This window comes from Paraburkholderia fungorum, assembly GCF_046027215.1.
Lineage (GTDB): Bacteria > Pseudomonadota > Gammaproteobacteria > Burkholderiales > Burkholderiaceae > Paraburkholderia > Paraburkholderia fungorum_D.
The window spans coordinates 432,070-451,981 of the sequence record NZ_JAQQEN010000002.1; the positions used below are offsets into that span (position 1 = coordinate 432,070).

A 19,912-nucleotide genomic window follows, 5' to 3' on the forward strand; every position below is an offset into this window, starting at 1 on the left:
GCCCTTGTGCCTGCACTGTGCCCCAACTCCTGCTCTGAAGCGTGCTGGACGCATTGGACTCGAAAGCAGCCGCAGAACCGGCGGCGGACTTGCCCGCCGGCAAGCTTGTGAAAGTGCATTGCGGCATTTCGCGGCAGCTCGTGCGATGAATGCGGCCTTGTCTTGAGATGGGTCATTCCCGCGGGTGGTCCTCGCTGTCGACCTCCCCAGCGGCCTGCTCCCAGAACTGCACGTCCCGGCCTTCCGGCGTACCCGCCCGTTCCCACAACTCGCGGGCGCGGCGTAGTATCCGGGCTTCTCTCTCTGAAGTCGGCTCGCGTTCTTCAATCGTTGCCCCCTCCTTATCGACACGGACGCTCGTCACGTCATATCCGTCCGCGAGTTGGTGCCACACCGTGACCTTGTTCATCTGTTCGAACTGACCGATCGCCGTCGCGATCGCCTCTGAATCGCAATCCTTCGATGGGCGTCAGTATGTCGGCAAGCTGCGTTTGCTGGCGGCCCCGGCTTCCATAGTCGGAGCGGATCGCATCGACCAGCGCATCGCGATGCGTACTCAGCATGGCGATCGCACGCTCGATACGGTCTTTTCGCAGTTCGATGGACGGCGGCCCAGCCTGAAGCTGCGCGCTCTTCATTGTTTCGAGGTGGGCTCCGATCTGCTCAGCAGAAAGGGGCGACGGGAAGCTTGAAATTGGACATCGTCTCTCTACCGGTATTCGATGGAACAAACGATCGCGCAGATCAATACGAGCGATCCAGCCCGAGCCAATACACGCCATGCTGCGCGCTATGGCTACGGCAGGGATCTCGTCGCATGCATATCGGCGTCGAATGACTACCCGATAATCGCTTCGATCAAGCGGGGGCCGCGTTGCACCATCGCAGACGCGAACGCCTCCTCGAACGCCCGGCGGGAACGCGCGCGAACCGACGGGACACCGAGGCCTTGCCCGATAGAAGCCCAGTCCAAGGCCGGTGTGCCGAGGTCGAGCATTGCCGCCGCGGCTGGACCGTTCGACGCCGCGCCTACACGGACCAACTCGTTGTTGAGCACTTTGTAACCGCGATTGGCGTACACGACAGTGACAATGTCGAGGTTCTCGCGTGCCTGGGTCCAGAGCGACTGAACGGTGTACATCGCGCTGCCGTCGCCGACCAGCGTCACGATCTTGCGGTCTGGGCTCGCAATGCCGGCGCCAGTTGACACCGCCATCATGCTGCCGATCGCACCGCCGGTCAGGTTAAGAAAATCGTGCGATGCGGCGTTGTTCAGGATTTCGAAGTAAGGCAAGGTCGACGTGACGCCCTCGTCGGCGAGGATCGCGTTTACAGGTAGGTGCGTCGCCACGATCTGTGCAATGCTTTTCGCGTCGAGCGCGCCGTCGAGCGACAGCGCAATGGCTTCCCGCCGGGCTACGCGTTCCTCCGCGTCCTGCGCATTCACAGCGTCTACGAGTGCCGACAATGCGGCCACGCTGTCTTCGTGCGGATGGGTCAGCACGGTGATCTCACAACCTTCAGGCGTCAACCAGCTGGGTTTGTCGGGATACGCAAAGAAGCTGACAGGGGGGCGCGCGCCGACCAGAACCAGCAGTTCGGTTCCAGCCAGGAATTCGGCCGCATGCTCGGCGAAATAAGGAAGCCTCTCGACCTGTACCCGGCCCTCTCCGCGCTCGAGGCGTGGGGCAAAGGTATCGCACACCAGCCGCGCGCCGGTCTTCGCCGCGATTTTGCCCGCTGCGATCAGACCTTCACCCAGCAGCGCTTCACCTCTGACCAACAGGACCGTCTTCAGGCCGCTTTGCAGCGCGTTGGCTACACGGTCGATCGTCGCCCCGGCGGCATGCGTACGCTGCTGGAGTGGCAGCGGCGCCGCGACGTCTTCGGCGGCGTCCCACGCAGTGTCAGCTGGCAGGATCAGCGTCGCGATCTGGCCCGGCGCCGACCTCGCGGCATGGACCGCACGCGCTGCATCCGCGCCGACGGAACGGGCACTCGTAGACGAATGCACCCAGTCGGACACCGGGCGCGCGAAGCCCGCGATGTCCGAGGCGAGCGGCGCGTCGTAGCGCGCGTGCGATGACGCGTGGTCGCCGACGATATTGACGATCGGGCTGGAGGCCCGGCGTGCGTTATGGAGGTTACTCAGACCGTTCGCCAGCCCCGGACCCAGGTGCAGGAGCGTAGCGGCCGGCTTGCCCGCCATGCGTGCATATCCATCCGCGGCGCCCGTCACGACGTTTTCCTGCAGACCTAGTACAGGCCGCATTTCCTTTACGGCGTCGAGTGCCGCGACAAAATGCATTTCCGATGTGCCGGGGTTGCCGAAACACACATCCACGTCGCTGGCGACCAACGACTTCAGCAGGCTTTCTGCACCGTTCATAGTGTTTGCTCCAAAGATATCGATAAGTGGGCACCGACATCTCAGGGATTGGACGCAGCACCGGCTTGACGTCCATTCTCGGCAGTCTTATTGTGGGTAACAATGGAGTCGGATCGGAAACTTTGTTACCTCATGCGTAAAAATCTGGATTACGGGCTGCTTCACGCGATGACGGCATTTGTCCGAGTTGTGGACGCCGGCACCTTCACATCCGCGGCCGAGCAAATGGATCTCACCACTGCGCAAATATCCCGGCTCGTTTCCGGGCTGGAAGAGCGCCTTCGTACCAAATTGCTCCAGAGAACGACCCGCCGGATTGCATTGACAAGCACAGGGCAGACGTATGTTGCCCAGTGCCGGGATATCCTCGAACGCGTTAATGTGGCGGAGGCGTTTGCATCAGGTTCGACGATCGAGCCGGCCGGGAGGCTGAGAGTTCAATGCATGGGTAACTTTGGCAATTGTTACGTTGTGCCGCAAATCACGGCGTTTTGCGCCGAGTTTCCGAAAGTGATCATCGAGTACGCGAGTTCGCAATACGCGCCAGCACTTCTTGCGGAGGGCATTGACGTCGGCATCTATATAACGCGAGAGCTCTCCGATTCCGGACTGGTCGCGCTGCCATTGGGGACGGTATTCAGCGTGCTATGCGCGGCACCTGAATACATTGCGCTGCGCGGCACACCGAAACACCCGCGCGACTTGCAGGATCATGCCTGCGTCCAGCTAGTCAATTTTTCTGCGCCTTCGGAGTGGGAACTGATATCGGGCAAGCGGTCATTCCGGATCCAACCCAGCGGGCCGATCATTGCAGACAACCCGGACGTGCTGTTAAGCGTGGCGGAACAAGCCAGTGGAATATCCTTGTTGCCGTTCTTTACGGTAAGAGAGTCGATTCGTTGCGGGCGCCTGGTTCGGGTCCTGCCGACCTGGCGCACACCCGACATCGGTGTTTTTGCCTTGTACCCGTCCAGACACTTTCTCGACGCAAAAACCAGGGCGTGGCTCGATCTGCTCAAGACCCGAATTACACCTGCGCTGGCTGCCGATGGATCGATGTTCCTGTGACTCGGAGGGCTTCGGATAGCGTTGACCTGCACCTGTTCGCATTACGCGCGTCGCATTGCCGTTCCAGCGGCGTCTGTCGCAAACCGACGCCTCGCCGCACGCGTATCTAGTGCGCTTGCGCCTGCGCGCCGCCCGTCAATTGCTGGCGACCGGTCATCGGCCCGCGCAGGTTGCTGCGATCGTCGGATTCTCGGATCAGAGTCACCTCGGTGCGCGGTTTCGACGGCCGCCCACGAGCACATAACAGCGGTTCAACGTCGGCAATGGAACGCATATTCTGTCGCACGAAGAGCCAATTTTCTCCCCGGTTCGATCGGTCACGTTGCCGAATGCCCGGTCAACAACTCGACCCGACGCAGCTTTCATCGTGGTTTCGAGGGTATCGCATTTGCGGGCCAGTCTAACGTCGGTGTTCTGGTTGCATTAGCAACAAACCATCGCGTATTGCGCAACATTGAACATATTGTTGCCGCCGAAGAAGGGCGCCCCCATTTCCGTATAACGAAATTCTCGGTATGACAACATCAAACAAACGGAATGCTGTCCTGCATCTAACTTCCCTTTGACAAGGGGGGATACCCCCAGTGACCGTTCCTGTCCTTGCGTTTAAACTTCCCGAGTTGTCTTACAAGTTTGTGGCGTTTGCGGACAGGTGCTAGCGCATCGAAACCATTTCGTTAGGGAAAACCTAGTGTCGAAGCATCAGCGTGAGCTTGATAAAGTGGCGCCCGCAACCGGCGACTCCTTGCGTATTTCGCGCCGTGGTTTCATCGGCCTGGGAGGGGCGCTTGCGGCTACCTCGCTGCTGCTGCCCTCGGTTGCAGGGGCGCGGCCGACTGCTCCGCTCATCAATGCAGGTCCGGGCAGTGTCTTTGATGTGCGCGCTTATGGGGCGCGGGGCGATGGCAAGGCCATCGATACCCCGGCCGTGAACCGGGCCGTCGAAGCGGCTGCGGCCGCCGGAGGAGGGACGGTTCGCTTTCCGGCAGGTACTTACGCCTGCTACTCGATTCACCTGAAAAGCTCGGTGGCCCTTTATCTCGACGAAGGATCGACGATCCTGGCAGCGAGCACCCCGCGGGAGGGAACGACGAGTGGCGGCTATGACGCGGCGGAATCCAACGCGCCTTGGGAAGCCTATCAGGATTTTGGTCACAACCATTGGCACAACAGCCTGATCTGGGGGCGAAGGACTGCACGACATTGCCATTCTCGGGCCGGGTCTCATTTGGGGCAAAGGGCTCAGTCGCGGGCACGCGGGCGATCCGGATCTGCCCATCGCCGAACGGCCGGGTGTCGGCAATAAGGCGATCGCCTTGAAAAACTGCCGCAATGTCATCCTGCGCGATTTCTCGCTACTGGCGGGCGGACATTTCGGCATCCTGGCGACCGGTGTCGACAACTTCACCGTCGACAATCTGATCATCGATACCAACCGCGACGGCATCGACATCGATTGCTGTCGGAATGTCCGCGTGTCGAACTGCACCGTCAATTCGCCCTGGGACGATGGGATCTGTCCGAAGAGTACGTACGCCCTGGGCTATCCACGGGCCACGGAAAACGTGACGATCAGCAATTGCTACGTGACCGGCGGCTATGAGATGGGGTCTGTTCTAGACGGCAGCTTCAGGCGCTTCGGGCCGGAATTTGACATGAATCCCTGGAACCGTACCGGCCGCATCAAATGCGGAACCGAGTCGAATGGTGGGTTTAAAAACATCACGATTTCGAACTGCGTCCTGGAAAGCTGTCGCGGGCTCGCGTTGGAGACCGTGGACGGCGCGGTTCTGGAGGACATCACCATTACCGGCATCACCATGCGTGATGTGCGCAATTCGCCACTGTTCTTTCGTCTCGGGGGGCGAATGCGCGGTCCGAAGGGCCTGCCACGCAGCACCTTCCGCCGCGTTCTGGTCAGCAACGTGACCTGCAGCGGCCTTCCGCTTTGGCCCGCTACCGGCGTACGGCTTCTTCATGCGTCACGTAACCAACGCCGAATTCAGCAATGTGGAAATTGCCAATGTCGCGGCCGATGCGCGGCCCGCACTTTGGCTGGAGGACGTGAACGACTCTGATTTTTCCCGCCTGACCTTGTCGAAGGGCCGCGGTGGCCCGGCATTCGTGCTGAACAAGGTAAGTGGTTTCCGCGTCACGGGAAGCCGCGGCCTGCCCGACATGGCGCTGTCGGACATCGCGCACCGCGAAATTTGACGAGGAAGGAGATCAGAATGTCGATGAAACCTATGGTGGCTGTCGCCCTGGTGGCCGCTCTGGCCGCCTGCAGCCACATCACCACCACCGGGCCGATGGGCTCCGCCGGACCCCAAAGCCCATATGTGAAGGCCGAGTTGGCGATCGACGCCTACAAGAACGAGCCCGGCTGCCGTGGGCCGTCGTTCTTGGCCGCCACCGCCGCCCTCAGCGATTTGAGCGGCGAGGTTGCGGGGGCTGCGGCGCCCTTTGATCCAGGCGCGACCGATCTCAGGATGAAACATTATGTTGCCGCGTTCGATCTTGGCGACACGGCAAAGGCCAAACATTGCCTGGACGAAGCCGAAGCGATCTATCGCGGAATGCTCGATCGGTATCCCGATATGGCCTATGAACACCTGCATGAACGGTCGAAGGCGGGTCTTGCCGATGTTCGGCAGATGAGAGCGCAGGGTACTCCAGGTCAATAGATAGTCGATAGATACCATCTCCGGACGGGGGTGAGCGATTCATCCCAAACGACGCGACAACTTCATTTGGATCCTCGCCTTCAGCCATACGCTGAAGTGCAAGAATACGCGTCTGTTCGAGCGTATTGTGAGCCAGGCTCCGGCCATCGCGTTTCATGGGCGATGTTCTCAATAGCGATCGCTCAGCACGCAGATCGTCGATACCCCTCGCATAGATCTGCTCCGGCTCATAGCGGCCGATGCCCTGATAGTGATATCCCAACCGGTTGTATTCGCGCGCGGCTTCAAGATCGCGCGCGCATACGTCGGAGTGCGCAGCGAGGAGGGCGGCGCGAAAGGACGGCCAGAAGCGCTCGTCGCGCCAGCGTGAAAAGCTCATCGGCCAGTACAGGTCGTCGAGCGTTCGCCGGAGGACGTGACGATGCTCGAAGTTACACGCGATGTCCAAGCAGTACACTGCTCGTGAGTTTGTGCTCCCTAACGGCGGCGTTGTGGCAACTGGGGACTATGCGCCTGTTGGGTGCAAAGCTTGATCCGTATTCGATACTCGTACCGTTCCTGATCTTTGCGGTGGGTGTTTCACACGGCGCTCAGAAAATGAATGGTGTTACCCAGGACATCGGTCGCGGAACAGACAGATATGTCGCAGCACGCTATACGTTTCGCAGATTGTTTGCGGCCGGCTTGACTGCGCTGCTGGCTGACGCCGTGGGGTTCGCTGTTCTGATGTTCATCGATATCCCCGTTATCCGTGGGCTCGCCCTGGCAGCCTGTATCGGCGTGGTGGTGCTGGTTTTCACGAATTTGATATTGTTACCCGTGTTGCTGTCATATACGGGCGTGAGCCGAGCTGCGGCTGAGCGCAGTTTGCGCACGAGCGCCAGTCGCCCGTTTATACGACTTCTCGCACCATTCTCACGCGGTCGCGTAGCTACCGTCGTCCTGCTGGTCGCGGCTGGATTGACTGTTGGGGGCCTTGTCGTAGGCGAACATCTCAAGATTGGTGATCTTGATCCGGGGGCGCCTGAGCTGCGTGCCAATTCGCGTTACAACCGGGACACGGCGTACGTCACAAGTCACTACGGTTTATCGGCCGATCAGTTTGCGATCATCGTGAAGACCCCGCAAATGGGGCTTACCGGTTTTCGGCCACTGTTGGAGATGGACAGGCTGGAAGAAGCGTTGCGCGATGTTCCCCGGGTGCAGACAACGATGTCTGCGAGCAGCCTCGCACGCTTGTACACTGCGTCTGGTTATGAGGGTGACCCGCGATGGATGACCATCAACCGGGATCCTTATGTGACAAACGACGCGATCAATAATGTGTATGTTGCAAACCCGGAACTTGTAAACAACGATCGTTCCGTGGCCCCGATCATTGCGTTTCTTTCAGATCATAAGGCGGAGACCCTGGAAAGGATCGTCGCAACCGCTCAGCAATTCCTCTCTGCGCATAACACAGGCGATACCCAATTCCTGCTCGCAGCGGGTAGTGCGGGTATCGAGGCTGCCACCAATATCGTGGTTCGGAATGCGAATCGGCGTATGCTGTTTATGCTTTACGGCGCAGTTATGCTGTTGTGTTTCGTCACCTTCCGCAGTTGGCGCGCGGTCGTCGTCGCGCTGGTTCCGCTGATGATAACGTCGATCCTTTGCGAGGCATTGATGGTCGTGCTGGGCATTGGCGTAAAGGTGGCCATTCTGCCTGTAACCGCACTCGGGGTTGGTATTGGTGTGGACTACGCCTTATATTTTCTGAGCGTGCAACTGGCAATGCAGCGTCGAGGTTACTCCTTGGAGGAGGCACACCTGGCGGCCTTGAATTTCACGGGAAAAGTGATCGCGCTCATTGGCGTCACATTAGCCGCTGCCGTTGTGACCTGGGCGTGGTCGCCAATCAAGTTCCAGGCTGATATGGGTATCTTGCTTACCTTCATGTTTCTCTGGAATATGGTTGGCGCATTGATCCTGATCCCAGCTCTATCGCACTTCCTGTTGAGGGACGTGTCGAAAAGGGCATTGGCGAAGAAAAATGCAAGCTCACCGGGGGCAAATATTCACGCGTAGCCTCCGGTTGAACCGGGGAGTGCATTTGTCGACACATCCGTGGTCACCAGGCAACTCAACGATCGGGGCTCAACGGCTTCTGTTCGGCATGGTATGCGCGGATTCAGGAAGAAGCCACATCAGTAGCGCGGAGAACTGCTGCGCCTTCGCTAACGAAGGCGCGGAGCAGATGATGCGCAATGGCGAAGGGCTTGGGTGCGGATAGTCCTCCGACGTGCGTGCCTGACAGCATCGCGGCGACTTCCTCTCGTGAAAACCAGCGCGCGTCTTCGAGTTCGGTCGTATCGATGGTGATTTCCGTATCCGTCGCCCTCGCGAAGCAACCGATCATCAGCGATGACGGAAATGGCCATGGTTGAGAGGCGAAGTAAGTGACTTGTGAACAACGCACACCGGTTTCCTCGAGCACTTCGCGGCGTACTGCGCCCTCTGCCGTTTCGCCCGGTTCGACGAATCCGGCAAGAGCCGAGTACATACCAGCAGCGAACTGACGCTGGCGTCCCAGCAGGCAGCGATTGTCGTCGATGCCTAACATGATCACGACCGGATCGACTCGTGGAAAGTGTTGCGATCCGCAGGTGTCGCACGAACGTCGCCAGCCGGCAGTCTGTGCCCGGCTGGGGTGACCGCAATTCGCGCAGAAGCGATGGCGGGCATGCCAATCGAGCATTGCTTTCGCTTGACCGAGCGCGCCCAGTAGCGCGGGGGGCGCCAGGCCGCGAAGGGCAATTGAGCGAAGATCGATCAGTTCGAAGCGCGCCGAGAGCGAAGGGGGATCAAACGCACCCTGATCGAATCCGAGGGCGAAGCGTGCCGAGCCGGCGTCGGTTTGTCCCAGAAAAACGACCTGAACAGGGGGGCCGAACTCAGATACCTCGCTCGCCGAGAAAAGAATGCGATGCTCGCTAGCGCGCTTCAGCACCGGAATATCCGCTGAGAAGACGACAAAACGCGTGGACGGATCGCGTCGCAAGCTCTCGATATACGCTGCGTCGTCGCGCTTTTCGTTTCGCCGGTCGAGCGGGTTGAACGCGAAGCCGATAGCGGTGGACTGATCTAGGATGGACATTGGAGTTTCTGCCGGTACGGTTACGCCGGCTTGGGGTGGGGTTGGTGCGGTGCGTTCACATCGCACGGACGAGGCCCAGGCGAAGACGGCTCGTGCAAAGGGCTTTCCTAAGCGGCAAAAATAGGTTACAACCTACGATGATATTCTAAATACCGATTAAACTTCAAAATGCAAATGGAAGTCCAACGTCCAGTTCGCCTTACTCGTGCAGAACAGCAAGCGCTGACGCGCGAGCGGCTGCTGGCGTCGGCCGAGAGCGCGATCGCCCGGCTCGGCTATGGTGGCGCCTCCGTCGACATTATCGCCGCAGATGCAGGGCTCTCGAAAGGCGCCATCTATTCCAATTTCTCGACGAAGGAGGACTTGTTCCTCGAGTTGTTGCGTCTGAATATGGAGCGCGACATGGCGGCCTTGGAAAAGATCGTCGAGTTGGAGCCGCAGGAACTATATCAGGCGATCAGCCAATGGCTTGCCACCATGCATTCGGAAAGCGATTGTCCCGTTCTTGCCACGGAGCTTCAGTTGCAGGCGCGCCGCAGTCTAGAGTTTGCAGAGCACTATTACGCGCTTCAGGAGCAACAGACACGAACTCTCGCCCGTATTCTGCGTGCGTATTTCAAGGCGTCTTCGGCAAATCTTCCGATTGATGCCGCGGACCTTGCGGCATGTATTATCGCGCTGGCCCATGGTCTCAGCCTCCAGCGTCCTGTGGGTAAATCCAGATCCCGTAACCAGGCCGGGCGGGTGATCGATGAGCTTCTGCAGGTTTTGTTGACGAAGTAGCTGGCACTGCGGGCAGCCTGAGACCGGTGAGGCTGAAAGCCAGATTTTCCGGACCAGCGCGCCACCAACATTGTTCAATTTCAAACTCGCTCAGAAGACCAGTCGGGCACGTGTGGAGAGCCGCTGCGCAAATTGCGGCTCTCCGTGGCACCGTTAGCGCGGGAGTCAACAGTCTGGACTGCGTTTCCTGATGCCAACGCGGCTGCAAGTCGCTCAGCTGACGTACGATCCGAACTCGATGTCGCGCAGGATGTCCGTGCGGGTTGGTGACCAGTTCAGGAGGCGTTGCGTCTTTTCTGACGACATGCGCTTGTTCAACGAGAGACTTACCCCGATCGGGCCGCCAGTCGCAAACATCTCCTCGAATGCCAGGCTTGCAGTGCGATCGCCGGCGCCGATCATGCGGCTAACGGCGGCGGCCAGTTCGCGTTGGCTGACTTCACCTGCGACGCCATGCAGTACCGCACCCGACGGCGCACGTTCGACAGCGAGACAATATAGATCGGCGAGTTCTTCAACATGGACGTATCCCTGCAGCGTAGCGCCTGATCCGAGGTGTGGAGCGACCCCTTGCGCGCGAGCCATTCTGATGAGACCGGGCAGGTCATAGCTCCCGCCGTTCCCGTAAACAAGACCCGGACGAATCACGATTCCGCGTACTCCCGAGACACTTGCTACTTCCTTCTCTGTCTCGACGCGCGCGCCCATGGCTGCGCCGAACATGTCGACCATCACCGGCGGCACATTTGCTGACGCAGGTGCAAAGACTGAGGGTGGCAAAGGCAGGTCAACATCTTCATCGAATACGTTGGGGGTGGCTTCTCCGCCATTGACGATGCCAAGGACCGCCGAGCCGCTGGTGAAGACCAGCGATTTTCCGGATCCTGCGACAGCACCTAGCATCGCGCGAATCGCGTCCCGATCTTGGGCGAACGTTTCTGCGCTGCCGGCCAGTGAGCCGATGCTTGCCGTACTAACAATCGTGTCGACCTGGCTGGTCGCCCGGATCAGGCTCGCGCTGTCGGCGAAGTCGCCGGCAACAGGCGTGATTCCGGCAAGGCGAAGCTTTGCAGCGGAATCTTCCGAGCGCGCGAGGCCGAAGACTTCGTGTCCACGTTTGACGAGTGCCTTGGCGGCAGCGCCACCGATATAGCCAGTCGCTCCGGTAACGAGAATCTTCATCGCGTTTCTCCTTGACGGGTCGCAGTTGTGTCCTGATGTTTCATATCTGCATCCAATTGATTTGAGCGTTAAAAACCGCCGTTCGGATCCGGCGAATCGTAGAGTTGAGCCTGCTTTGGATCACGAGATAACTGTGTCGTGGGCTGCCCAGAGTCCCGGCTTCGACCGTGTGAGTGGCCGTGTCCGATGTCGGGCTGAGGACGGTTTGAATCATCCGCTCACAAAAGAATACCACTGTGAATTCAAAGAGCAAGTGGTATGTTAAATGACGGACTTCGAGATGAGCGGTGTATCTGATCAGGCGGTCTGGATGACTGTTATTCGTACAGCAAGGTTCGGCGGGGCGTACAAATCTTCGAATCGCATGTTGTTGAAGTACGAGAAGATAGTGCCGTACGGCGACCGTGTCCGATATGTTTTGATGTATGCGGATTCTGTTAGCTGTGCAGACCCATTTTGGCGCTGGCCATCGCCGCGAGGCGCACTACGATCGCCCGGGGAAGAAATCGCGACAACCAGGTAGCGGCTCGCACGCTTGTCCGTCCCGGATAGGCAACCGCTTTCCGTCGGTCGAAGGCCTCCAGTGTTTTTTGAACAACCGATTCCGAGCGGTCCATATCCTTTGGCGATACATTGGTCGAAACGCCATCAAAGAAGCTCGTCGCCGTTGGACCTGGGCAAGCAGCCATCACATGCACGCCCGTGCCGACGAGCTCGAATTGCAGCGCCTCGCTGAAGAAAAGAACGAATGCCTTGGTCGCGGCATAGGTTGCCATATGAGGGAGCGGTTGAAAGCTCGCGTTGGATGCGAGGTTGATGATGCCACCTGTGCCACGTTTTGCCATACCTCGACCAAACAGGTGAGCGAGGGCGACAACCGTCTGAACGTTGACCTGGATCGCCGACTGTTCCTTCTTGAAATCGTGCGAGAGGAAACTGCCAGTCAGTCCTAGCCCAGCGTTGTTGACGAGCAGGTCAATGCGAATGCCGCGGCGCTTGAGTTCGTCATCGATCTTTATGGCGGCTTCGGGAGCGGCCAGGTCGGCGTTGAGCGCAACGCAATTCACGCCGTACCTGCTTGCAATGTCTTCCGCCAAGGCATTCAAAACATCGCTAGACCGGGCTACCAGCACGAGGTTCATGCCACGTGATGCAAGTGTCTCCGCGAAGACCTTCCCTAGTCCTTTCGATGCACCGGTAATCAGGGCGGTCGAGCCGCGATAAACAAACATTTTCTGCTCCTTACATTGGGGTAAATTGGCATTACAGCCCCGCACGCATTTAACCTGTCAGGGATTGCTGGCCCCCAGATTCACTGGGGTATTGAAGTCCGAGAAATGCGTGTAGGCGGCGCTGTGATTCAGGAAACGCTGACGAAGTCCTGGGCTGTTTCGGAAACGGCCGCTTCCTGCGAAGCCGAATAGTCGCTGTAGCCACGCTCATCGCCACCAAACAGCGTGCTGCCGTCGAAGCTGCTTAACGGCAGGCCCTCGGCGAACCGGCGCGGGAGGTCCGGATTGGCGACAAACGGCCGGCCGAAGGCGACCAGGTCGGCGTAGCCATTGGACAGAACCCATTCGGCGCGCGCCTTGTCGTAATTGCCGGCAACGATGATCGGCCGAGTGAAGTGGGCTCGGATGTCCTGACGGAATTCCTCGGTGAATTGCGGTGCGTCGTCCCAGTCCGCTTCGACCAGATGCAGATAGGCCACGCCGCGTGCCTGTAGGTATTCGGTGGCTTCGAGGATGGTCGGCAGAATGTCGGGGCAGGCCATGCCGCGAGCGGTCAGGAACGGAGCCAGGCGAATGGCCGTGCGCTCTGCACCAACTTCGTCTGCTACGGCATTGACGACTTCCTTGAGAAAGCGCAAACGGTTCTCGCGCGATCCACCATATTCGTCCGTGCGCGTGTTGGACGTAGTACGCAGGAACTGGTCAACGAGGTAGCCGTTGGCACCGTGGACCTCTACACCGTCGAAGCCTGCATCCATCGCGTTGCGTGCAGCCCGGCGAAAATCGGCTACGACGCCCTTGATCTCGTCGCGGGTCAGTGCGCGCGGGGTCGGGCAGTCGAACATGCCACCGACGCCGGTGTTCGGGTCAACCTTCCAGATCTGGGCGTCGAACGGCGTGGCGGAAGGAGCGACTGGCAACTCTCCATTGTGGAAGTCCGGATGGGACATGCGGCCCACGTGCCAAAGTTGCAGGAAGATCCGGCCGCCGGCAGCGTGAACTGCATGGGTTACAAGTCGCCATCCGGTGACCTGTTCGGGGCTATAGATGCCCGGCGTGAAGGAATAGCCCTTGCCTTGTGGGGAGATCTGGGAGGCTTCGGTCACAATCAAGGCAGCTGAGGCACGCTGGGCATAGTAGCGGGCGTTCGTTGCATTGGGCACGTCACCGGGCTGGGTGCTACGTGCACGCGTCATGGGCGCCATCACGACGCGATGAGCGAGCTTGTGGCCGGCAACGGTGGTCGGGGTGAAAAGTGGCGAAGTCGTAGTCGACATGATTGCGGATATCCCTGCCTGGTTGACGATGGTTGAAATGGAATTGCCTAACCGGGTTACGAATTCAACGACAACGCCAGGTGCCAACGACACGAAGAGCTGAAGTTCGTCGGCGAGTGGCACCTCGGCGAGTTGATAGGGAACGTTGTTTAACCGCATGCGGCCGAGGAGTGCGATCCACTCCGCGGCGTCTTCGACACGCAGCGCAACGTGGTCGATACGAGGTGCGGTCCTCCCTTCGGGAGCGCGAACTGTCGATTCGACCAGATGGATGACTGGGCGGCCGTCGGCGTATAGCCAATAGCCACCGATCCGGAAAGGAGGTCGAGGGCCGTTGATCAGGCCGGCAATGTCGCAAAGGAAACTCCGGGCGCTTTCGAGGTCTCTGGTAACGATGGTTGCGTGGTCGAGCTTCATATGTGCGGTGACTGATTGCTGATGTGGCACATTCTGCAGAGCTCTGCACATTTTGATAATTGGCGTAAGATTTGAATGATCTTCAAAAGGAACGGAAATATCGTGGAGAACCTCGGTGACATCCGGCTTTTTTGTGGAAGCGGCGAACCTGGGTGGACTATCTGTAGCCGGACGAAAACTCGGGCTGTCTCCGGCCGCCGCGAGTGCGCGCCTTGTGAAACTGGAGGCGATTCTGCATACGCGACTCTTTGAGCGCACGACGCGCCAGCTACGGCTCACAGAAGAGGGGCGGATTTATTTGCTGCATTGTCAGCAGGCGCTTCAGTCACTGGAGGATGCCCATGCAGCGCTGCAGGCTGGTCGGAGCATTGTTCGTGGGAAAGTGCGGATTTCGGCTACTTCGGATTTCGGCCGTCATGTCCTCAAGGGTTGGCTCGACGAGTTCAACGTTCAATATCCGGAGGTTACATTCGCGGTGATCTTGTCCGATTCGTTGTCGAATCTATTGCTTGATGAAATTGACATTGCGATCCGATTTGGCGTCCCTCCCGATAGTTCGCTTGTCGCTCGGCACCTGGCACCCAATCGTCGCGTGCTTTGTGCATCGCCGGAGTATGTGGCGAAGCACGGCGCGCCGGAGCGTCCGCAGCACCTGGCGCGTTTCGACTGCATCGTTCTCGGGACGGCATCCGGGCTTGCGAACGACTGGAGGTTCACGCGCGGCGATGAGATCGAGACTTATACAGTGCCCCTTGGAAATGCCCGGGAGACAAACGACGGCGCGCTCGCGCGCGAGTGGGCAGTGGCTGGTTACGGCATAGCGATGAAATCCGTGTGGGACATCGGATCGGATCTCCGCACGGGGAAACTAACTATTCTGATGCCGGAGTGGCGGTCTCCAGATGTTCCTGTGCACGCCCTGTATCAACGTAGCCGGTATATGGCGCCGCGCGTGCGCGTCCTCCTCGATTTCCTGGTGGAACGTTTTTCGGTGGTTTCACATGACCTGGATGCCTATTTGAATGCGGGTGCTAACGTAGTCGGAAAAGTAGTCGAAAAAGTAGTCGAAAAAAGCGAGGGGCGAAAAACCATTGATCTGGACAAGTAGGCTGCGTGCGCCGTGTCTGAAGAGGGCTTCGCACTGAACATTCCTCAAGGGGGCAAGGCAGTCAGTTGTGCTCGACGAGCCCGAACGCCTCCGTAATCCGAACGCACGGGCGAGAACTTCGCCTATGCGTCCGGTGTTGGGCTTTTAGTGCAAACACCCGAACCGGCAAAGCTGCGGCCCCGGTATTAAACGTGTCATTTGTATTCGACGAGTACCTCTCTGTACGGTTGGCTACCGACGTTTCGTGCTTTGTGCGTTGCTGGAACCCGTATGCCCTTCCCAACTTCAGAAATGACTTCCAGGTAGCCGTTATCATATTTAAGCGAATAAATAGCACTTGTCGGCACGTCCAACGTACCCAGATCGTTCCCGCTTTCATCGAAAATCTGCAAGGGAGCACCATTTATCGCGTACCACATGTACGCCCGTTCGTGGGTGTGCACGGGGGTTTCTTCGCCTGCTTGCAGTACGAAGTTCCACACGATTACTTTGTCGTTCTCAAACACTTTCTCTGTGCCTACGCCAGCCATAACTGCCTCCTTTTGAGTTCGGCGAATCGCGCAACGCGCGATCTCGTTGCTTGGCGATTGACCTTCTGAGTCATCCCCTTTGGAGGGGATGGTCGGGCTCGCCGCGACGGCCGGAAGATTTCAGGCATCGCCCGGTATCGCCGAGTCCGTGTAGATAAGTTTGGGCAAATATCCCGATTGCCGCTTCACGGGGGATGTGGGAAATTCTCAGGGAGAAAACCAACTTCTCATTCCGGATGACGATTCCTTCCACAAAGCACGTTTCAAAGGCGTGTCGAAGTGAGCATAGGAGGCGAGCACGATGTCAGAGCCACTGAGAATTCTTCACGGACCCTTTGGGCGAGTGGCGTTGTTGCTGCTCGACAGAACCATGGTCGTTCATGCCCATCGCGTCTGTCATGTCATCTTCAGGGTCGGCGGTCCCGACATCCAGTTCGGTGTGCGAGAACGGGAGCACCATCTTTCGGATAAAAATGTGGTGCTCGTCAATGCATGGGAGCCGCATTTCTACACGCACAAGCACGAGTCACCTTCTACGGTGCTGCTTGCGCTTTATCTCGAGCCTCAATGGCTGAAGAACGTTGACAAACGATTCGCTTACAGCATTCATCCGCACTTCTTCTCCGAACCGTGCGCGCTACTCCGAGGCAAGCTGTCACAACTGCGTACTGACTTGCTAGATCTGCTGACTGCGCGTGAAGGTTCCTCGCGTGAAGCCGTCGAAGATATTATTGTTCAGATGATTATTGAATTGACGGGCGAGGTCACGCGATGGCACGAACTCTCGTCATCGCGCCTCGTTGGCGGAGTTGCGTACGACGCTCGAATCCGCGAGTCATTGGAAGCGATGAGACGTTTGGGAGGAGTGGCACTCAATTTCGACGTCATTGCCCAAAACGTCGGGTTATCAAGGCCTCATTTCTTTCATCTCTTTCGCAAGCAGACGGGGATGACGCCCGCTACTTTTAGCAGCATGCTCAAGATGGAGTCTTCTATCGAGAGCGTTTCTCGCGCAGAGACATCACTACACGACATTGCGCTTAATCTTGGATTTGATTCGCCGGGAAACTTCACACGCTTCTTTGCTTGCCAGCAGGGTGTTACACCGAGTCAATACCGGCGGATGGTCGAATTCATGCCATAAGCAGACGATGAATCAAATTTGCCACACCGAAAACTCCTCACCGCTGCCCAGTGATTCCTGCGATTCGAGCGGGACACGATTTTACGCAGCGCATCGCCCAATCGCGATGCGCTTACCTGATTAAACGGCAGACTCGGCGGGAAATAACCGTATCGCAGGACACTCTCGCAATGATGCTCGGAGTTGCTGGTCAGACATTGGCATTGGAGCTAAAGACGATGGCCGCGAAAAGATTGCCGCGATGTTAAAGGAGTTCGGCACCACGGGGGTGTTCGTCTTTATCGCCGGTGCGATGCTAATCGTCATGCTCGCAATCGGACTAATGGGGCCGCGTACCAAGGGGCTCGAGCTCGAGAAAATCTCTAGCGGAGTACGAAATGGACTATCCATATGACCGTCAGCGCTTCGTCGATGCATGTGGCAAGGTCGCCACCGCGTTGAGCTGTGCGGCGGTTCTGGTGTTGGGCGCCTGTGCGCAGCCTTGGCAGGGCTTTCAGGCCGGCGAGGCGGAAGGCGATGTGATCGCGAGACTAGGCCAGCCGAAGGAAGTCTACGACCTGCCTGGCGGCGCAAAGCGTCTGATGTGGCCGACCCAGCCGTATGGTGAAGTCACCACGGCCGCGGACATCGACGCGACGGGCAAGGTGATCAGCGTGCGGCAAGTGCTTCAGCCGAGCGAGTTCTATCGGGCAGAGATCGACAAGTGGACGAAGCAGGACGTGCTCGTCAATTTCGGCCGCCCGGAGGAAACCGCGTACTTTCCGATGATGAAGCGAGAAGTATGGAGCTATCGCTATCTGGAAGACGGCGTGTGGTACCTGATGTTCAATTTCTATTTCGATCAGACTGGCGTGCTCCGCACGACCCAGAAGAGCCCTGACCCGCTCCACGAGCAGAACGGCAACGATCACCTGCCTTGATCCGTCTGCCGCTCTGCCGATGTCGTCACTTCTCCCGGGCGGCGCAACATCTTGTCGACTTCGCCTGCGTGCATCTCTTCGACATGGATCATCTGCCGGGCGAACTCCTCGAGTGCAACGGAGCGGTCCGCGACCAACGCGAGCAGATCACGATAATGCGTCAAGGCGACGTTCTCGGCTTGCAGTGACTCGCGCAGGATCGACCCGATATCGAAGGTGTGCGAGTCGAGCAGCGGGCCGATCGCAAGCGACGGATAAGCGCCCAGGGTGGTGATCCACTCGCCGACCTGCTGTGCGTGCAGCAGCGATTCATCGGCCTGCTCGCGCAGCCACGACTGGATCGGAATGCGTCCGAATCCGAAAACAACAAACGAGTAGTGCGTATATCGGACGACTCCGGCCAACTCGGATTCGAGAATCCGGTTCAGCACTGCAACGACTTCTTCCTTGTCGATCTCTGCCATTTGGTGTCTCCTTGAATGTCACGCGGCAGAAGCATTCCGCGACTCGCTGCTCGCATCACGCCATCTGGTTTTGACGGATATGGGTTAAATGTAGTCGCGTAAGGAGATCGCGCAAGGCATTAGTTCGGGCGCGCGCGTTTCGCCACGCGCGTACTCCTGCGCGGCGCAGCGCGTGCCGGTACTTTTAAGCGCATTCTTCATCCATAGCGTTGACAATCTTTCGAAGACGACGCGGCAGTTAGCTAGACTTCCCCACACGGCCATTCCGTTTCGCTGAACCGAAGCAACCTGATCGTAAGGGGCGGCCGCTGCTTTCGGAGGTGGGCATGAGCGAAGTGACGTCCACGAAGCCCAGGCGCGCCCGGCGCGGGCGAATCCTGCTCGGGGTGATCTTGCTGGCGCTGGTCGCGCTGGTGCTGGTGCACCTGTTTCGCCAGAAAGCACCGAAGCCTCGCGTGGAACCGCAGGTCGTGACAGCCGCCGCTGCGAGCCTCGGCGAGATGCCGGTGATCCTGCGCGAACTGGGCACGGTCACGCCCGTTGCCACCGTCACCGTGTTGCCGCAATTGAGCGGCTACCTGACAGCAGTCGGCTATCGGGAAGGTCAGGATGTGGCGAAAGGGCAGTTTCTTGCCCAGATCGATCCGCGCCAGTACGAGATCGACAAACAGCAGGCCGAGGCCCAACTCGCCAAAGACCAGGCCGCCCTCGCGCAGGCCCGCTCCGACCTTGCCCGTTACACGCAGTTGAACGAGCGCAAGTCGATCGCCGAGCAGACCTATGTCGATCAGCAATTCCTCGTTCGCCAGGACGAGGCCGCGGTCAAGGCCGATCAGGCCAATATCGCGCAGTTCGAACTCGACCTCGCGTACTGCCGCATCACCGCCCCGATTGCCGGCCGGGTCGGCCTGCGTCTCGTCGACCCCGGCAACTACGTCACCGCGTCAAGCCAGCCGGGCATTGTGGTCATCACCACCATGAAGCCGACCACGGTGCAATTTACCGTGCCGCAGAACGCGCTCGGCGCTGTGCTGCAGCGTATCAATTCCGGCGCGAAGCTGCCGGTCACGGCGTACAGCAGCGACAACAGCAAGCAGGTGGCGACCGGTACGCTCTACGCGATCAACAACCAGATGGCCACCAGCACCGGGACGGTCACGCTACGCGCGACGTTTGCGAACGACGACGAAGCGCTGTTTCCGAACGAGTTCGTGAACGTGAAGCTGCTGGTCGATACGCTCCAGAACGCCGTGCTGGTGCCGACGCCCGCCGTGCAAAGCGGCGCGCCGGGCGATTACGTCTATCTGGTCAATGCCGACGATACCGTGTCCGTGCACAAGGTCACCCTCGGCCCGAGCGATGGCAGGCACACCGTGATCGTGTCGGGACTCGCGGCGGGCAACACCGTCGTCACCGACGGCATGGACCGGCTGAGTGACGGCGTAAAAGTGAAGGTTGCCGCGGCGAAGCAGCCGGCGCCGGCCGGCGCTGCGTCCGCTGGGTCCTCTGCCAGCGCGCCTGGTGGCGTCGCGAAGCGGGCGCCGGCCAGCGCCTCGCAAGCTTCGTAAGCGGCGGACC

General features: G+C 59.1%; 19 protein-coding genes and 4 pseudogenes. 12 read left to right on the forward strand and 11 right to left on the reverse strand.

Going from position 1 to position 19,912, the window contains the following annotated elements; translation table 11 throughout:
* Positions 1-172: 172 nt before the first annotated feature.
* From PQR27_RS22635 to PQR27_RS22645, 3 genes are read right to left on the reverse strand one after another with little or no spacing between them, the layout of a single operon-like run.
* Entirely contained in the window at positions 173-409 is a 237-nt protein-coding gene (locus PQR27_RS22635) for a DUF2934 domain-containing protein (protein ID WP_408525885.1), read from the reverse strand.
* Positions 366-782 carry a hypothetical protein gene (locus PQR27_RS22640; protein ID WP_408528414.1) on the reverse strand — a complete coding sequence of 139 codons (417 nt, stop codon included), beginning with the start codon at positions 780-782 and terminating at the stop codon, positions 366-368. Before PQR27_RS22640 ends, PQR27_RS22635 begins: the two co-directional genes overlap by 44 nt.
* Before the next feature lie 56 nt (positions 783-838).
* Entirely contained in the window at positions 839-2,389 is a 1,551-nt protein-coding gene (locus PQR27_RS22645; protein WP_408525886.1) for an acetolactate synthase large subunit, read from the reverse strand.
* Between the two features lie 132 nt (positions 2,390-2,521).
* On the opposite strand from PQR27_RS22645, the gene PQR27_RS22650 reads away from it, so the two are divergent.
* From PQR27_RS22650 to PQR27_RS22675, 6 genes and pseudogenes are all read left to right on the forward strand, one after another.
* The gene (locus PQR27_RS22650) at positions 2,522-3,457 is read left to right on the forward strand and encodes a LysR family transcriptional regulator (RefSeq protein WP_408525887.1); all 936 of its coding nucleotides are present in this window, start codon (positions 2,522-2,524) and stop codon (positions 3,455-3,457) included.
* 37 nt (positions 3,458-3,494) lie between these two features.
* Positions 3,495-3,701, forward strand: a pseudogene (locus PQR27_RS22655) (helix-turn-helix domain-containing protein); the annotation flags it as partial.
* Positions 3,702-4,148: 447 nt separating this feature from the next.
* Complete coding sequence (locus PQR27_RS22660) at positions 4,149-4,763, forward strand: glycosyl hydrolase family 28-related protein (RefSeq protein WP_408525888.1); 615 nt, start codon at positions 4,149-4,151, stop codon at positions 4,761-4,763.
* 10 nt (positions 4,764-4,773) lie between these two features.
* Positions 4,774-5,535: a glycoside hydrolase family 28 protein gene (locus PQR27_RS22665; RefSeq protein WP_408525889.1), complete on the forward strand. Its 762-nt coding sequence runs from the start codon at positions 4,774-4,776 to the stop codon at positions 5,533-5,535.
* Entirely contained in the window at positions 5,522-5,671 is a 150-nt protein-coding gene (locus tag PQR27_RS22670; RefSeq protein ID WP_408525890.1) for a hypothetical protein, read from the forward strand. Before PQR27_RS22665 ends, PQR27_RS22670 begins: the two co-directional genes overlap by 14 nt.
* A 17-nt stretch (positions 5,672-5,688) precedes the next feature.
* Positions 5,689-6,141: a hypothetical protein gene (locus PQR27_RS22675; protein WP_408528415.1), complete on the forward strand. Its 453-nt coding sequence runs from the start codon at positions 5,689-5,691 to the stop codon at positions 6,139-6,141.
* Positions 6,142-6,172: 31 nt separating this feature from the next.
* On the opposite strand, the pseudogene PQR27_RS22680 reads toward PQR27_RS22675, so the two are convergent.
* Together PQR27_RS22680 and PQR27_RS22685 are read right to left on the reverse strand one after the other, a co-directional pair.
* Positions 6,173-6,298: pseudogene (locus tag PQR27_RS22680) on the reverse strand (IS630 family transposase); the annotation flags it as partial.
* A gap of 3 nt (positions 6,299-6,301) precedes the next feature.
* Positions 6,302-6,556: pseudogene (locus tag PQR27_RS22685) on the reverse strand (glutathione S-transferase family protein); the annotation flags it as partial.
* Between the two features lie 92 nt (positions 6,557-6,648).
* Between PQR27_RS22685 and PQR27_RS22690 the strand changes: the two are divergent.
* Positions 6,649-8,208, forward strand: a complete 1,560-nt coding sequence (locus PQR27_RS22690) for an efflux RND transporter permease subunit (RefSeq protein WP_408525891.1) — start codon at positions 6,649-6,651, stop codon at positions 8,206-8,208.
* A gap of 103 nt (positions 8,209-8,311) precedes the next feature.
* Here the strand turns inward: PQR27_RS22690 and nudC are convergent, their stop codons facing one another.
* Positions 8,312-9,277 (reverse strand): NAD(+) diphosphatase, encoded by a 966-nt coding sequence (nudC, locus tag PQR27_RS22695; RefSeq protein WP_408525892.1) that lies wholly within the window; start codon positions 9,275-9,277, stop codon positions 8,312-8,314.
* 174 nt (positions 9,278-9,451) lie between these two features.
* On the opposite strand from nudC, the gene PQR27_RS22700 reads away from it, so the two are divergent.
* Positions 9,452-10,060, forward strand: a complete 609-nt coding sequence (locus PQR27_RS22700) for a TetR/AcrR family transcriptional regulator (protein ID WP_408525893.1) — start codon at positions 9,452-9,454, stop codon at positions 10,058-10,060.
* A gap of 213 nt (positions 10,061-10,273) precedes the next feature.
* On the opposite strand, the gene PQR27_RS22705 is transcribed toward PQR27_RS22700, so the two are convergent.
* The 3 genes from PQR27_RS22705 to PQR27_RS22715 all read right to left on the reverse strand — a co-directional run bounded on the left by PQR27_RS22705 (position 10,274) and on the right by PQR27_RS22715 (position 13,751).
* A complete protein-coding gene (locus tag PQR27_RS22705; RefSeq protein ID WP_408525894.1) occupies positions 10,274-11,242 on the reverse strand; it encodes an NAD-dependent epimerase/dehydratase family protein in 969 nt (322 codons plus the stop codon).
* 437 nt (positions 11,243-11,679) lie between these two features.
* Positions 11,680-12,474 (reverse strand): SDR family NAD(P)-dependent oxidoreductase, encoded by a 795-nt coding sequence (locus PQR27_RS22710; protein ID WP_408525895.1) that lies wholly within the window; start codon positions 12,472-12,474, stop codon positions 11,680-11,682.
* A 128-nt stretch (positions 12,475-12,602) separates the two neighbouring features.
* The gene (locus tag PQR27_RS22715) at positions 12,603-13,751 is read right to left on the reverse strand and encodes an alkene reductase (protein WP_408528270.1); all 1,149 of its coding nucleotides are present in this window, start codon (positions 13,749-13,751) and stop codon (positions 12,603-12,605) included.
* Positions 13,752-14,270: 519 nt separating this feature from the next.
* Between PQR27_RS22715 and PQR27_RS22720 the strand changes: the two are divergent.
* Positions 14,271-15,276: pseudogene (locus tag PQR27_RS22720) on the forward strand (LysR family transcriptional regulator).
* Between the two features lie 194 nt (positions 15,277-15,470).
* Here PQR27_RS22720 and PQR27_RS22725 read toward each other — a convergent pair.
* A complete protein-coding gene (locus tag PQR27_RS22725) occupies positions 15,471-15,806 on the reverse strand; it encodes a cupin domain-containing protein (protein ID WP_408525896.1) in 336 nt (111 codons plus the stop codon).
* A 301-nt stretch (positions 15,807-16,107) separates the two neighbouring features.
* Between PQR27_RS22725 and PQR27_RS22730 the strand changes: the two genes are divergently transcribed.
* Positions 16,108-16,950, forward strand: a complete 843-nt coding sequence (locus PQR27_RS22730; protein ID WP_408525897.1) for a helix-turn-helix transcriptional regulator — start codon at positions 16,108-16,110, stop codon at positions 16,948-16,950.
* 377 nt (positions 16,951-17,327) lie between these two features.
* Positions 17,328-17,870 carry a hypothetical protein gene (locus tag PQR27_RS22735; protein ID WP_408525898.1) on the forward strand — a complete coding sequence of 181 codons (543 nt, stop codon included), beginning with the start codon at positions 17,328-17,330 and terminating at the stop codon, positions 17,868-17,870.
* Here the strand turns inward: PQR27_RS22735 and PQR27_RS22740 are convergent.
* Positions 17,858-18,334 (reverse strand): ferritin-like domain-containing protein, encoded by a 477-nt coding sequence (locus PQR27_RS22740; RefSeq protein WP_408525899.1) that lies wholly within the window; start codon positions 18,332-18,334, stop codon positions 17,858-17,860. The two genes, PQR27_RS22735 and PQR27_RS22740, sit on opposite strands and share 13 nt — an antisense overlap.
* 326 nt (positions 18,335-18,660) lie before the next feature.
* On the opposite strand from PQR27_RS22740, the gene PQR27_RS22745 reads away from it, so the two are divergent.
* Positions 18,661-19,902 carry an efflux RND transporter periplasmic adaptor subunit gene (locus tag PQR27_RS22745; RefSeq protein WP_408525900.1) on the forward strand — a complete coding sequence of 414 codons (1,242 nt, stop codon included), beginning with the start codon at positions 18,661-18,663 and terminating at the stop codon, positions 19,900-19,902.
* Positions 19,903-19,912 lie beyond the last annotated feature (10 nt).

Coding starts and splice junctions, on each gene's coding strand:
- PQR27_RS22640 (WP_408528414.1), bottom strand. CDS start 782: ATGGCGTGTATTGGCTCGGGCTGGATCGCTCGTATTGATCTGCGCGAT.
- PQR27_RS22745 (WP_408525900.1), top strand. CDS start 18,661: ATGAGCGAAGTGACGTCCACGAAGCCCAGGCGCGCCCGGCGCGGGCGA.
- PQR27_RS22725 (WP_408525896.1), bottom strand. CDS start 15,806: ATGGCTGGCGTAGGCACAGAGAAAGTGTTTGAGAACGACAAAGTAATC.
- PQR27_RS22700 (WP_408525893.1), top strand. CDS start 9,452: ATGGAAGTCCAACGTCCAGTTCGCCTTACTCGTGCAGAACAGCAAGCG.
- nudC (WP_408525892.1), bottom strand. CDS start 9,277: ATGTCCATCCTAGATCAGTCCACCGCTATCGGCTTCGCGTTCAACCCG.
- PQR27_RS22705 (WP_408525894.1), bottom strand. CDS start 11,242: ATGAAGATTCTCGTTACCGGAGCGACTGGCTATATCGGTGGCGCTGCC.
- PQR27_RS22690 (WP_408525891.1), top strand. CDS start 6,649: ATGCGCCTGTTGGGTGCAAAGCTTGATCCGTATTCGATACTCGTACCG.
- PQR27_RS22715 (WP_408528270.1), bottom strand. CDS start 13,751: ATGTCGACTACGACTTCGCCACTTTTCACCCCGACCACCGTTGCCGGC.
- PQR27_RS22645 (WP_408525886.1), bottom strand. CDS start 2,389: ATGAACGGTGCAGAAAGCCTGCTGAAGTCGTTGGTCGCCAGCGACGTG.
- PQR27_RS22675 (WP_408528415.1), top strand. CDS start 5,689: ATGTCGATGAAACCTATGGTGGCTGTCGCCCTGGTGGCCGCTCTGGCC.
- PQR27_RS22650 (WP_408525887.1), top strand. CDS start 2,522: ATGCGTAAAAATCTGGATTACGGGCTGCTTCACGCGATGACGGCATTT.
- PQR27_RS22730 (WP_408525897.1), top strand. CDS start 16,108: ATGTCAGAGCCACTGAGAATTCTTCACGGACCCTTTGGGCGAGTGGCG.
- PQR27_RS22635 (WP_408525885.1), bottom strand. CDS start 409: ATGAACAAGGTCACGGTGTGGCACCAACTCGCGGACGGATATGACGTG.
- PQR27_RS22735 (WP_408525898.1), top strand. CDS start 17,328: ATGGACTATCCATATGACCGTCAGCGCTTCGTCGATGCATGTGGCAAG.
- PQR27_RS22710 (WP_408525895.1), bottom strand. CDS start 12,474: ATGTTTGTTTATCGCGGCTCGACCGCCCTGATTACCGGTGCATCGAAA.
- PQR27_RS22740 (WP_408525899.1), bottom strand. CDS start 18,334: ATGGCAGAGATCGACAAGGAAGAAGTCGTTGCAGTGCTGAACCGGATT.